Source organism: Eggerthella sp. (assembly GCF_048329335.1).
GTDB lineage: Bacteria > Actinomycetota > Coriobacteriia > Coriobacteriales > Eggerthellaceae > Eggerthella > Eggerthella lenta.
On the sequence record NZ_DBFEGU010000118.1, the window covers coordinates 1 to 13,052 of the forward strand.

Here is a 13,052-nt window from a genome sequence, read left to right on the forward strand (position 1 = left end):
GAACGTCAGATGCTTCGAATCGGCTTGCGGACGCACGATGGACCCGAGCGTTTCCACGACGACATGCAGGTCGAACGGCTTGCAGCACAGGTTGATTTGACCGCTTTCGATTTTGCTCATATCCAGCACGTCGTTCACGAGATTGAGCAGGTGATGCGACGACAGCTGCACTTTGTCGAAGCATTCCTTCACGCGATCGCGCTCGTCGATATGCTCGACGGCTATATCGACGAGTCCCATGATGGCCGTGAGAGGCGTCCGGATGTCGTGCGACACGTTCGACAGGAAGCGCGACTTCGCTTCGCTGGCATCCTGCGCCTTCTCCATCGCGCACCGCAGGCTTTCCTGCAGCTCGCGCTCTTGCCGGTTCTTGCGCTTGATCACCGCGAGGAACAGCACCAGCGCCACCATCATGGCCGTCATAAGCACCGACGCCGTGAACATGGTATCCTGGCGGGTTTTGCCGACCGCCTTGTACAACTGGTCGAAAGAACGGGCGGCGGCGGATATGATGGCCTGGTTGTCTTCCAGCATCCGATCGATGCGCGGGTCGATTTCACTCGCCAGAAAAGCGGCAACCGCCTCGTCGTCTGCGTCGCTCAAGCTGAGGGCGATAAGCCGATCCTGCAACTCGCTGAACTCCTCGTAGTTGCTTACCAGGTCCTTTACTTTCTCGGGATTGCCGTGATGGCGCTGTTCAACCACCCTGAACGCTGTGCGCAGGTTTTCGTCGATGGAGGCGAACTCCGTTTTAACGCTTGCGACGGTCTCCGGCGTGCGCGCGAACGCTAAGCGGTTGTCCAGCGTTCGCACTTGCATGAGCAGCGTTTCGGCTCGACCTGCCGCAACGGTGACCGCGTAGGGATGTTCCTTGAGATCCTCGGTTTTCGTATCGATGGCGTTCATATTCACCAACAGAACCGCGTAGAACGACACGAGCAGCGCCATGAGCGCAAGCGCCGCGATAAGATAGACCGGGTCGGAATCGAGCACGCGACCGAATCGATCGTGCTTCCGCGATGAAACCTTCTTCATGAAGCCGCTCCGATAGACGGGCGCAGGATCCACGGCGGCAAGACGCCTCTCAGCGAAGCTAGCGCGCACGGCCGCCAGCACGAGGCGCCAAGATAGCGCAGCGAACCCTACGCAAAATAGTTTTCGACGAGCGCCGCGCAGAGACGCGACGCTCGTTGAACTTGGCTAGAACTGCACCTTGGGAGCGACTTCCGCGCCCGCCGTCGCGTCGAAGCTATCGCGCTGCTTGAAGCCCATCATGCCCGCGATGAGCACTGCAGGGAACGTCTGGATCGCAGTGTTGTACTTCATGACGGTGTCGTTGAAGCTTTGGCGCATGTAGCTGATCTTGTCTTCAGTGTTGGACAGCTCTGCTTGAAGCTGCTGGAAGTTCGTGTTCGCCTTGAGGTCGGGGTAGGCCTCCGCGACGGCAAACAGGTTCTTCAGCGCACCGGTGAGGAAGCCGTCGGCCTGCATCTTGCCTTCGGGCGTAGGCGCGTTCATGACGGCGGTGCGAGCCTTGGTAACCTCCTCGAGAGTGCCGCTTTCGTGGGCAGCATAGCCTTTGACGGTCTCGACGAGGTTCGGGATGAGGTCGAGACGGCGCTGCAACTGCACGTCGATCTGCGCCCAGGCGTTATCCACCATGTTGCGGAGCTTGACGAGGTTGTTGTATAGCCCGATCACGGCCACAACCAGCACGACGACGATGACGAGGATGATGATCAATGGGATGCTCATAGCTCTCCTTTGCTGTTACGTGGCTAGCATTCTACCATCGTGCATGCCATTCAGGAAATCCGCTACCGATTGGTAAACCGAATCGTAACACTTAGATTTCGCGAATGCATCGGGCTGCCGAAATTTCAGCGGTTCGGCACCACGGCCGCACGCGCCGAGCCAAACATGGTAGCACGCGCCCACCAGCCGCGCATGCGCGCCTCGGCGGCCACGCGACCTGCATCGGCGAACGTGGCGCACTGCATGAACACGGCCGACCCGCTGCCCGACATGAGCACGCGCTGCACGTCGGCGCGCTCGCTAGCCCACAAGCGGATGTCCACGAGCGCCGGAAGCAGGTGCTCGGAAACGGGCACGAGGTTGTTGCGCAGCGGCACGTCGGCGGCGCGCTGGGCTTCGAGGGCTGCTTCGCGATCGGCCTCGGAAATGGCCGTGGGATGCTCGTCGAACGCGCGGTACGCGGCAGCCGTGGACACGCCGCCCTCGGGCTTCACGAGCACGACGTTGCCGTTCATGGGCGCAAGGGCATGGTCGAACGCATCGCCCACGCCCGTGAAGCAAGCGCAGCCGCCATGCAGGAAGAACGCCACGTCGGCACCCAGGCTTCGTGCTGCTTCCTCGATACGCGGATCGTCGGCAGGCACGCCCCACAAGTGCGCAGCGCCCAGCAGCGCCGCGGCGGCGTCGGAGGAGCCGCCGCCCAAACCGGCCTCGGCGGGGATGTGCTTCTCGAGGCAGGCGACCACCGTCTCGTCAGCCGTGCGTCCCAATTTTTCAGCCAGCAAGCGCACGGCCTTCGCCACGATGTTGCTCTCCACGGGCACATCGAGCATCGCGAGCCCTTCGCGCGCAACGCACGAGAGATCGACGGATAGACCTTCTCCGCGTCCCGGCGCCAGCTTCATGCGTAAAACGTCGTGCAGCATGAGCGCATGCATGATGCTGACGGCCTCGTGATAGCCGTCCGCGCGCTTCGCGCCGATGTCGAGGAACAGATTCACTTTCGCCGGTGCCACCAGCTTGACGGCATCGGGGCCGGCGAAGCCCGCGATGTCCACGCCCTGCGCGATGCGAGCCACGGCCAGCATGTCTACGGCGTTTTCGCCGTTCTTGCTCGGTTGCGTCATTTCGATTCCATTCGTTTCTTGCGCTTGCGCGCGAAGAAGCTGCGCAGCAGCTCGGCGCATTCATCGCCCAGAACGCCAGAGACAGCTTCGAAGGTGTGGTTGAGGCGCTCGTCTGCGTTGACCGCGTACAGCGTGCCGAGAGCGCCCGCCTTCGGGTCGGCCGCGCCGTACACGCAGCGGTCGACGCGCGCTTGATGCATAAGGCCCGCGCACATCACACACGGCTCCAGCGTCACGTACACCGTGCAGCCGGTTAACCGCCACACGCCCAAACGCTCGGCCGCCTGCTTGAGTGCGATGAACTCGGCATGCCCCGCCGGATCCTGCGTAGTCTCGCGCAGGTTGCACGCGCGCGCGATCACCTGCGGCTCGGCCAAGGGGCGGCGCGTTCCAGGATCGATGGGCTCGTATACGACAACGGCCCCGATGGGGACTTCGTCCAGTTCTTCGGCGCGGCGCGCTTCCTCGATTGCCATGCGCATGTAGTCTTCATCGGTCATGTCGCTTATTATATGCCAAAATACGCATCGAGTTCGCTTTCCTTGCCGTACGGCGCTAGCAGATGACGCGCCACCGCACGCGCCATAGGGCGTAGCGCAGGGGCGAACACCAGCATAGAGTCCATCTCGATGGGCGCATTGATCAGCGGCCTCATGCAAACCTGATCGGTGACCAGCATTTTTGCGTACTCGGTTTGAATAATAAAGCAGCCTTTGCTGATTGAAACCTGAGCCAACATAAGGTTCTTGTCATGCATAAGCAACGTCATGTTGATGCCGTATTTTCGAAACGTCGCCTCGTACAGCCTGCCTTTGCAAGGGCTCGTCTGGATTACCGTCTTCCCCCTCAAATCAGTCTCGAAGTCGATGAACCTCTTGCGCGACAACGGGTCGCTGGCCGACAGCAAGACCGACAAACCGTCGTCGCATAGCTTTATTGAGGGCAATCCCAAATCATCAGGAGGCTTTATGGAAAACGCAAGCTCCAGCTCCCCTTCCGCTATAGCTTTCCAGAATGCATCATGGTCGCCGTCGACCACTTCGATCTTTACGCGCGGATCATCTTGGAAGCTCGCCAGCAACCCTCGCTTCTGGCTGTACCCCACGTACATGCTGAGCAAACCCACGCGCACCAGCTCGGAATCCGTTTGGCTAACCGAACGGATATCGGCAACGCACGCATCCCACAGCCGACCCTCTTCGTGCAGATAACGGAGAAGGATCCTGCCCGCCGCCGTCAGCTCGACGCCCTTCTTGCCACGGACGAAAAGCTGCGCGCCTAGTTGGCTTTCGAGGCTCTTCATGCTCTTCGACAAACCTTGCCGCGAAAGGTAAAGCGACTGCGCGGCTCGAGTGATGCTGCCCTCCGAGCACAGCGTGCAAAAATACCTTTTCTGATCGACATCCATACGAAACTTTGCCATGGTTGTTCCCCTCGCCTATGGCCTTCGCGCGTCCCCTCGACCGCTCCCGACAAGTGACGACGCGGTCGGATCCCCCTTTTCTCAGTATAGACAAAACGACTGCGCTTGAAGCCTACAAAGTTGCGCTCCTCATCGCAAGATAAGTCGATGCGCATGACGTACACCCTTTTGACCTGGTATTACCGATATACGTCGACTTCTAGTTGACGCTTCATGACATATAAGAGTTTCTTTTCGCACCCGCACGGTCAAACGTATAGTGCTCCAAGAGCGGGCCGGGATGCCCGCACCGTTACAGGAAGGGGATTGTCATGGGAAATCTGACACGCAGGGACCTTTTGAAGGGCTTGGGGTTGGGATCGGTCGTGCTTGCCTCGGGAGGCGCGCTCGCCGCTTGCTCGCCCAACGAGAACGAGACCGGGGGCGCAGCAAAAACCTCGTCGCAAGGTAGCAGCTATCAATTCGCTAAGCGCAAGAGCGACATCGCCGGCATGACGCAAACCGAAACCGACGTGCTGGTCATCGGCGGAGGCGGAGCGGGCCTGTGCGCCGCGCTCAGCGCTGCCGAGCAAGGCGCGCAAGTGACATTGTGCGAGAAGACAAGCGTTCTGGGCGGAGCCACCATGCTTTCAAGCGGCAAGATTCCCGCCGTAGGCACTCAGCAGCAAATGGACATGGGCGAAAACGACAGCGTGGACGCATGCGTTATGGACATCATGCGTCCGAACAACTACAGCGTTCGACCCGACCTAGTGCGCACCGTGACCGAACAATCAAAAGACATCGTCGAGTGGACCGAGAAGCACGGCGCGGTGTGGACCATCGACCAAGCGCTGTATTACGGTCAGACTGCGCACCGCATGCATACCACCGCCGATGCCGGCAAGGGACTGACCGATGCGCTCGTCGCAAGCATGAGCGCCAACGACGCAATCACGCAGATGCTGTCATGCGAAATGCAGGGACTGGTGCTCGCGGACGATAGCGACGACGTCGTAGGCGCTTACGGCAAAATGGGCAAGGACGAGCTGGCCATCCTGGCAAAGAACACCGTCCTTGCATCGAGCGGGTTCGCCAACAACCCCGACATGCTGGCGCAATACTGCCCCGAGGCCGTTGATGCTTTCAAAATGGTGGCGCCAGGAGCTACCGGCGAAGGCATCCTCTGGGCGCAAGAGCTGGGCGCGAACCTCCAGAACATGGGCGCTTACCAAGGCCATGCGTTTCACGGAGTAGACAACGGCAAAACGCTTGAACAAGGCATTGCGAACAACGGCGGCATCATGGTGAACCAAGAAGGCAACCGCTTCGCCAACGAATACACCGGCTATTCCGAACTGTCCCCTCATGTCATAGCGCAATCCGACAACATCGCCTACCTATGCTTCACCGACGCGCAGGTAGCGAAGAGCGCGAAATACGCTGAGTGGGAAGCGGAGGGCATCGTAATGAAAGGTGCATCCAGTGCCGAGCTGGCCGCCGCCATCGGGACGGACGCCGCGACGCTGGAAAAGACGATCACAGAGTATCAGGCCGCCATCGAAAAGGGCGAGGATAAATTCAACCGATCCCATCTGCCGGAAAGCTTCGATGGCCCGTATTACGCAGTGAAGGTTACAGGCGAGATTCGCCATACGCAGGGCGGCATGGCAACCGATCTAGCAGGTCACGTGCTGCGCGCAGACAAGAGCCTGATCAAGGGATTATATGCAGCTGGCGGCTGCACCGAAGGATTCTCCTCACGCGGAGGTGCAGCCTACATGAGCGGCAACGGCCTCATTCAGGCACTCGTCTTCGGCAAGATAGCCGGAGCCGCCGCCGCAACTGAAAGCCCCGAGAGCGCAACCATCGTGGAATGAGCCGAAAGCGCAAAGGACGCTTACGAGCAGCCGACACGGACGAGCGATGCGGCTTCGTGCGATGCGCGGTCAATTTCTTGTCGCATTGCGATTGACTGCATGATATCCTAAACGTTGCGCACACGCGCAAACCCCATGCGGAGGCGTGGCCGAGTGGTTGAAGGCGGCAGTCTTGAAAACTGTTAAGCCGCAAGGCTTCGTGGGTTCAAATCCTACCGCCTCCGCCAGAAACGCAGCGCGCCCGGAACCAGCTGGTTCCGGGCGCTTTTCTTTGTTCGGTCCTGCCTTCCGGCTTGAACTCCCTGCTCACGAGCGAATGTTTCACGTGAAACATTCGAGAGGCGGCCGCTTCGCGCGCATGGAGCCGGCTTCGGCTGCGCATGATTGGGCAGCTCATGCGCAGCAAAATCGCCGGTTTGGCAGACCGAGCCCTTCTCCGTCCATAGAGGGAAACACGCGACCTGGCGTTTTACCAACAAGTTTGGCGCCGAGCGTCCTCAAACCGCGCTGAAACCAGGAAAAGACTGCCAAAAACTCGATTTTGCTGCAGAAGGCTGCGCAAAAAACGTCCATGAGCCGCGAGCGCCGGCGAACCGGACGGAGCACGGTAAGGGACCAGGCCCTTTCGTGGCGGAGCGGACGAAACGCAGCGAGGGGCTTGGGCGCCTTCGTGGCGGAGCGATCTCAGGAGACAGCGAAGAACTCGGGCACTGCAGCGAAGCGGGCGAATCCTTCGCAAAAAGAAACGCGCTCCTCGCCCGTTGGGAAAGGAGCACGTTGTTCATTGGAGTGCGTTCGGTCGCGGATGTTTCACGTGAAACATCCGTTCGCGGCGCAATGTCGAACGATCCGGCGCGCGGCCGCACAAGCGCCGCGCGAACAGGCGACCCGAGTCGACGGCCGCCCCGCCCCTAGCGTTCGCTCATGGGAACGTAATCGCGCTTGCCGCTGCGAATGGACTTGTACGCAGGACGGATGATGCGCTTGCCGGAGACGATCTCCTCGAAGCGGTGCGCAGCCCAGCCGGACATGCGCGCGCACGCGAACAGCGGCGTGAACAGATCCTCGGGAATGCCCATCATCGAGTACACGAAGCCCGAATACATGTCGATGTTCGCACACATGTCCTTGCTGGTGCCCTTCTCGCGCAGAATCACCTCGGGCGCCAGGCGCTCGATGCTTTCCAGCAGACGATACTCGGCCTCGAACTCCGTGCCCACGGCCAGCTTCTCGGCGAACTGCTTGCAGATGATGGCGCGCGGGTCGGACTTCGTGTACACCGCATGCCCCATGCCGTACACGAGACCCGTCTTGTCGAAAGCCTCCTTGTTGACGATCTTCGCCAGGTAGTCGGCCACCTGGCCCTCGTCGGACCAGTCGGCCACGTTCTGCTTGATCTCCTGCTGCATAGCTAGCACCTGATGGTTCGCGCCACCATGCTTCGACCCCTTGAGCGAACCGATAGCGCCGGCGTACGTGGAGTACGGATCGGTGTCGGACGAGGTCAGCACGCGCGTGGCAAACGTGGAGTTGTTGCCGCCGCCATGCTCGGCATGCAGGCACAGCATGATGTCCAGCATGCGCGCTTCCTCAGCCGTGAACTGGCGATCGGGACGCAGCATGGACAGGATGGTCTCGGCCGTGGACTGACCGGGAATGAAGCGATGCATGATCATGGAGCCGTTGTTGTATCGAGCCTGCTTCGCGTAGTAGGTCAGCACCATGATGCGCGGCAGACGCGAGATCAGCGAGATGGCGGTGTGGATCTCGTGATGAGCCGAGCGATCCTCGGCGTCCGCGTCGTAGGCGTACAGCAGCAGGATGGTGCGCTGCAGCATGTTCATGATGTCGGGCGGGGTGTCGCGCATGATCATGGAGGCGGTGAAGCCGTCGGGCAGTTCGCGTTCGGCATCGAGCGCGGCGATGAAGCGGTCGAGCTGCTCCTGTGTGGGCAGCTCGCCCATGAGCAGCAGGTACGCCACCTCCTCGAAGTTGAAGCGGCGATCGGCCACGCTGGTGTCCAGCAGGTCGTACACGTCGTAGCCGCGATAGCGCAGCATACCCTCGTCGGCTACCTTCTCGCCGTCTGAGACCACGTAGCCGTGAACGTTGGCGATGTTCGTAAGACCCGCGATGACGCCCGTGCCGTCGGCGTTGCGCAGGCCGCGCTTCACGTCGAACTGGTCGTAGCTCGCGGTTTCGATGGTGTTGATCGCCTTGAAGTTCTCGTACAGAGCGATCTGGCTTTCAGTTGCCATGGCGCATCCTTCCTGCCGCGCGAGCGCGGCCCCTCTTCCGAAATACCATGCTGCACGCGATGACCGCCCTTGAAACACGCGGTCTCTGGTGGATATGGCGAATGGGAAAATACGTCTCTCTTTATTATGATAAAGCGCAGCGACCCACTGCGCAATCAATGCATGCCAGTCACCCGGCGAAAACCACAGGCAGTACCCGGGAATCCACCGTCTCGTGGCGATTAGGTAACACGACCGCCTTGCCGCGCCCAAGCACCGACACTTGATTACAATGTTGACGAAGTCTGTAGGATTTAACCATGCAGTCCGCATCTCAACCCTCGACGTAGCGTCCGTCACCACGTGCGAAAGCGAGGATTCCTCTTGATTCTGACCGAAACCCTGGCCTTGCTCGTTGAAAAACGCGATTGGTTTTTCGAGCTCCTTCTGCAGCATATCGGCATCTCGCTCATATCCATTGCGCTGGCGGCGCTCATCGGACTGTCGCTGGGAATCGCCATCGCCACATGGAGGCGAGGGGCGAAGCCCGTGCTTGCGCTGGTCAACTTCGTGTACACCATCCCATCCATTGCGCTTTTCGGCTTCCTTATCCCCATAACGGGCATCGGCGACCCTACCGCCATCGTGGCGCTCACCGTGTACGCGCTGCTGCCGATGGTACGCAACACCTACACCGGCCTCACCACCATCGATCCCGCCATCATCGAAGCGGCACGCGGCATGGGCTCCACCGACCGCCAGCTGCTGTACCGCATCGAGCTGCCGCTGGCCGCCCCCGTCATCATGAGCGGCATCCGCAACATGGCCACCATGACCATCGCGCTGGCCGGCATCGCCACGTTCATCGGCGCAGGCGGCTTGGGCGTGGCCATCTTCCGCGGCATCACCACGAACACCATGGCCTTGACCTTGGCAGGCAGCGTGCTGATCGCGCTGCTAGCCATCGCGGTGGACCTGCTGCTGGGCTTAGCCGAGAAGTCCACGCGACGCCACCTGGAGCCTTCGAGCGCACGGCGGCAGAAGCGTTCGGGTGCGCGTCGGACTTCGCGTCGCAAGCTGGCCCCGGCCGTCGCGGCGGGCGCGGCCGTGGTGCTGATAGCGGGCGGGGCGTTCGCGTTCGCGAACCGCGGCGGCGGAGAGAACGTGGTGAACATCGCCACGAAGCCCATGACCGAGCAGTACATCCTCGGCGAGATGCTGAACACGCTGATCGAGCACGATACCGACCTCAAGGTGGAGCTCACGCAGGGCGTGGGCGGCGGCACGTCGAACATCGAGCCCGGCATGGAGAAGGGCGACTTCGACCTCTACCCCGAGTACACGGGAACGGGATGGAACGCCGTCCTCAAGCACGACGACACCTACGACGAGTCGATGTTCGACACGATGCAGCAGGAATACGAATCGCAGCTAGGCCTCACCTGGGTGGGCATGTACGGGTTCAACAACACGTACGGCCTCGCTGTGAGCCGCGACGCGGCCGAGCGCTACAACCTGCGCACGTATTCCGACCTGGCGGGCGCAGCGGGCGGCCTGACGCTGGGTGCCGAGCCCGACTTCTTCGACCGGCAGGACGGCTACCCCGGATTGCAGCAAGCCTACGGCATGGACTTCGGCACCACGAGAGACATGGACATCAGCTTGAAGTACCAGGCGCTGTTCGAGGGCCAGGTGGATGCCATCGTCGTGTCCACCACCGACGGGCAGGTGGCCGACGAGCGCCTCGTGGTGCTGGAGGACGACCGGCACTTCTATCCGTCGTATCTTTGCGGCAACGTCGTGCGACAGGACGCGCTGGAAAAGCACCCCGAGCTGCGCGGCGAGCTGCTGAAGCTGCAAGGGGCCATCACCGATGCCGACATGGCGCGCATGAACAACGAAGTGGAGACGCAAGGGCAGGAGCCGAAAGCAGTGGCCGACGCGTTCCTGGCCGAGAAGGGGCTGATGTAGCATGGAGCATGCATTCGCGCAGACGCACAGCGCGGAATCCTTCCCTAAAGGACTAGCTTCGCGTCGCAACTCCGGCGACTCCGTCGCCTGCGCTCGGGATGACAGGGTGGGACGTTCCGAGGGTTTCGCGATTTGTCATCCTGAGCGGAGCGCGCAGCGCGAAGTCGAAGGATCCCGTGCGGCGCCAGCAGAAGAAGGCTCCACACCCGCCGTCGCGTTCGAGCACGTCAGCAAGCGATTCGGCGATGCCGTCGCCGTGGACGACGCGAACCTCGACATCGACGAAGGCGCGTTCGTCACCATCATCGGCAGCTCGGGCTGCGGCAAGACCACGCTGTTGAAAATGGTGAACGCGCTGGCGATGCCCGACGATGGACGCGTGCTGGTGCACGGGAAGGACACGAGCGGCGTCGACCCCATCGAGCTGCGCCGAAACATCGGCTACGCCATCCAAGGCAGCGTGCTGTTTCCCCACCTCACCGTGGAGCAGAACATCGCGTACGTGCCCTCGCTGCTGAACAGCGGCGACGAGGGTCGCACCGAGGAGGCCGTCGCGAAATGGATGGACATCATCGGGCTGCCGCACGACATCATGGATCGCTATCCCGCCGAGCTGTCGGGCGGACAGGCGCAGCGCGTCGGCATCGCCCGCGCGTTGGCGGCCAGCCCCGACATCCTGCTGGCCGACGAGCCGTTCAGCGCCGTGGACGCCATCACCCGCGGCAGCCTGCAGGACGAGATCAAGCGCATCCATAGGCAGACGGGCATCACCGTGCTGTTCGTGACGCACGACATCGACGAGGCACTCGACCTGGGCGACAAGGTGCTGGTGATGGAGGCCGGCCGTGCCGTGCAGTTCGCCGAGCCGTGCGACATCCTGCGCAACCCCGCCACCGAGTTCGTCGACCGCCTGGTTACGCGCAAGCGCACCGTGTACGCGCGATAGCGCGCCGCCCCAGATAGCCGCCCTCAGCGAGAAAGCCGTCCCGAGTCGAGGGAGCCGCCCCTCCCACCACTATCCCGAGCCGGTCCTTGCACGCCGGAAGGGCCCTCGATGGCAAAATACCATCGAATTCGGAAGTCTCAAGGGAGGCGAAGGCAACCGTCTTGAAAGACAGGGACGACCGTGTCGTAAAACGCCTGGTCGACAAGGTACTGAAAACGCCACGCTTCGTAGCCTTCGATCAATCCGTTTTGTGGTTTCCGAATTCGGCCACTTTTTGCCAAAAGCACCGGGGTTCGCTGCACCGCCGTACCCCCGCACTCAGCTCAAGGTGGCTCGCTGCACAGCCGCACCCGACCAGAAGCGCACCGCCGGCATCGCAATTCGCCACCCGATCAGATCGCCTCCTCGTATCCCACGGGCAGCCCGAGCCGCCTTCTCAGGCGCAGCTTGCGGGCATGCCAGTCGGAGACGTTCGTTCGCAGGCGCTTGCCGAGGTGACGACGAATCGCTTCAGCCACCGCATCGGTAGCCGCAAGGCTGTTCAGCTCGTCATTGGTGACGCCGAGCACCGTCCAGCCCATGGCCGCCAACGCGTTAGCCCTTCTCGAATCCCGGATGCGGCTGAGTTCGCCTTCGTGATTCTCCTTGCTTTGATACTCCACGTCGAGCCTCGCTTCTGGCCAGCAGAGATCGCAGCGAAAGCTTTTCTTCCCGGAAATCGCGCGCGCCGCCGGACTTGCGATCACCTCGTAGTTCATGCGGGGAAAGCCCATGCCGTAACCTCCGCGGAAAGGACTGAATCCCAGGACAAGCGCGAATTTCGTCTCGCGCGACGATGCGGACCCGTCCACGAGAAATGGAAGGATGCGCGCGACCTTCTGCGCACCGCCGAGCGAGCTGTTGCACGCTACGTAGTCGCGCAAAGCCCGAACGCTTGTCAGCGGCTCGACATCGTATCCAACCGAAACGCCAGTACGCCTCGTCTGATACGACCCGCACAACTCCCACCCCAACTCAAGCAGCGAAACCTCGTTGCGGATCCGCGTTGCCATTTGAATGAATGCAAGCTCGGGTTTGCTGAAGAACACGTCATCGCCCAATCGAAAGAACGAGGAACGCGAGAAGCCCCTCGTGCACACATGAGGAACGCAAAGCTCCCCCGCCCGACCGTTCGGCGTGCTCACCAACACGTGACTAGGCCTTTCGAACCTCAGACCCGGATGATCCCCTTCTATGCGCTCAAGCGCCGAGCTGAGCTCTTTGGTGCGCGGGGCGCGCTCGGGGATGCTTGGTTTTCCGCTCCTCACCGAAGCTAGCTCGCAGGGTTGGGCCATGCGCAGCATCTGCAAGGCCGTGATGTATCCGAAAACAATGCGTGATTGCGAGGCACGTGCGATCTTCTGCACAAGACCCCCTTATTTGCCCTGGGCGGAGAGGATCTTGCAGACGTGGTAGGGGAAGACGAGGGCATCGCTTCCAGCAATGGGCTACTCGAACGATGGAGAGCGCCTGCACTGGCTCTGTAGTGAGGCTGATTCTATCATGATCGGGCAGTTCATGGCAGCAGCCGTGGCAATAGTTGGTCGAATTCGGAAAAAGAAAAAACCGGGAAAGAGCCGGCAGTTTTCGCGAGCTGGGGTTTTTGCTGCGCCTTGGGCGCTTGCCGAAAGCGCAGGGGCGATCGCGAACGTGCAGGCTTCCGAATTCGCACACTATTTGCCAAAAAGACAATTC

Annotated in this window: 11 protein-coding genes and 1 tRNA gene; 5 read left to right on the forward strand and 7 right to left on the reverse strand. The window is 61.4% G+C overall.

Annotated elements, in window-relative coordinates; genetic code table 11:
* The 5 genes from ACMO6A_RS03665 to ACMO6A_RS03685 form a co-directional block, all read right to left on the reverse strand.
* A partial coding sequence (locus tag ACMO6A_RS03665; RefSeq protein WP_418470800.1) for a sensor histidine kinase occupies positions 1-1,035 on the reverse strand: 1,035 nt, incomplete at its 3' end.
* A gap of 165 nt (positions 1,036-1,200) precedes the next feature.
* Positions 1,201-1,755 carry a LemA family protein gene (locus ACMO6A_RS03670; protein ID WP_009305668.1) on the reverse strand — a complete coding sequence of 185 codons (555 nt, stop codon included), beginning with the start codon at positions 1,753-1,755 and terminating at the stop codon, positions 1,201-1,203.
* 125 nt (positions 1,756-1,880) lie between these two features.
* On the reverse strand, positions 1,881-2,882 hold the full coding sequence (gene ispE / locus ACMO6A_RS03675; RefSeq protein WP_009305667.1) for a 4-(cytidine 5'-diphospho)-2-C-methyl-D-erythritol kinase: 1,002 nt from the start codon (positions 2,880-2,882) through the stop codon (positions 1,881-1,883).
* The gene (locus ACMO6A_RS03680; protein WP_009305665.1) at positions 2,879-3,382 is read right to left on the reverse strand and encodes a nucleoside deaminase; all 504 of its coding nucleotides are present in this window, start codon (positions 3,380-3,382) and stop codon (positions 2,879-2,881) included. Before ACMO6A_RS03680 ends, ispE begins: the two co-directional genes overlap by 4 nt.
* 8 nt (positions 3,383-3,390) lie before the next feature.
* Complete coding sequence (locus ACMO6A_RS03685) at positions 3,391-4,305, reverse strand: LysR family transcriptional regulator (protein WP_009607744.1); 915 nt, start codon at positions 4,303-4,305, stop codon at positions 3,391-3,393.
* Between the two features lie 353 nt (positions 4,306-4,658).
* Here ACMO6A_RS03685 and ACMO6A_RS03690 point away from each other — a divergent pair, with 353 nt between their 5' ends.
* Positions 4,659-6,164: an FAD-dependent oxidoreductase gene (locus ACMO6A_RS03690; protein WP_227110570.1), complete on the forward strand. Its 1,506-nt coding sequence runs from the start codon at positions 4,659-4,661 to the stop codon at positions 6,162-6,164.
* A 139-nt stretch (positions 6,165-6,303) separates the two neighbouring features.
* Positions 6,304-6,391: transfer RNA gene (locus ACMO6A_RS03695), tRNA-Ser, on the forward strand.
* 684 nt (positions 6,392-7,075) lie between these two features.
* On the opposite strand, the gene ACMO6A_RS03700 is transcribed toward ACMO6A_RS03695, so the two are convergent.
* A complete protein-coding gene (locus ACMO6A_RS03700; RefSeq protein ID WP_009305662.1) occupies positions 7,076-8,422 on the reverse strand; it encodes a citrate/2-methylcitrate synthase in 1,347 nt (448 codons plus the stop codon).
* A 363-nt stretch (positions 8,423-8,785) separates the two neighbouring features.
* Between ACMO6A_RS03700 and ACMO6A_RS03705 the strand changes: the two genes are divergently transcribed.
* Together ACMO6A_RS03705 and ACMO6A_RS03710 are read left to right on the forward strand one after the other, a co-directional pair.
* Positions 8,786-10,372 (forward strand): glycine betaine ABC transporter substrate-binding protein, encoded by a 1,587-nt coding sequence (locus ACMO6A_RS03705; protein ID WP_009305661.1) that lies wholly within the window; start codon positions 8,786-8,788, stop codon positions 10,370-10,372.
* Positions 10,373-10,478: 106 nt separating this feature from the next.
* On the forward strand, positions 10,479-11,318 hold the full coding sequence (locus ACMO6A_RS03710; protein WP_009305659.1) for an ABC transporter ATP-binding protein: 840 nt from the start codon (positions 10,479-10,481) through the stop codon (positions 11,316-11,318).
* A 392-nt stretch (positions 11,319-11,710) separates the two neighbouring features.
* Here ACMO6A_RS03710 and ACMO6A_RS03715 read toward each other — a convergent pair whose 3' ends face one another.
* Positions 11,711-12,724: a DUF559 domain-containing protein gene (locus tag ACMO6A_RS03715; protein ID WP_009305656.1), complete on the reverse strand. Its 1,014-nt coding sequence runs from the start codon at positions 12,722-12,724 to the stop codon at positions 11,711-11,713.
* 136 nt (positions 12,725-12,860) lie between these two features.
* Between ACMO6A_RS03715 and ACMO6A_RS03720 the strand changes: the two genes are divergently transcribed.
* On the forward strand, positions 12,861-13,052 hold a 192-nt coding region (locus tag ACMO6A_RS03720), incomplete at its 3' end, for a hypothetical protein (RefSeq protein ID WP_418470801.1).

Coding starts and splice junctions, on each gene's coding strand:
- ACMO6A_RS03700 (WP_009305662.1), bottom strand. CDS start 8,422: ATGGCAACTGAAAGCCAGATCGCTCTGTACGAGAACTTCAAGGCGATC.
- ACMO6A_RS03680 (WP_009305665.1), bottom strand. CDS start 3,382: ATGACCGATGAAGACTACATGCGCATGGCAATCGAGGAAGCGCGCCGC.
- ispE (WP_009305667.1), bottom strand. CDS start 2,882: ATGACGCAACCGAGCAAGAACGGCGAAAACGCCGTAGACATGCTGGCC.
- ACMO6A_RS03685 (WP_009607744.1), bottom strand. CDS start 4,305: ATGGCAAAGTTTCGTATGGATGTCGATCAGAAAAGGTATTTTTGCACG.
- ACMO6A_RS03670 (WP_009305668.1), bottom strand. CDS start 1,755: ATGAGCATCCCATTGATCATCATCCTCGTCATCGTCGTCGTGCTGGTT.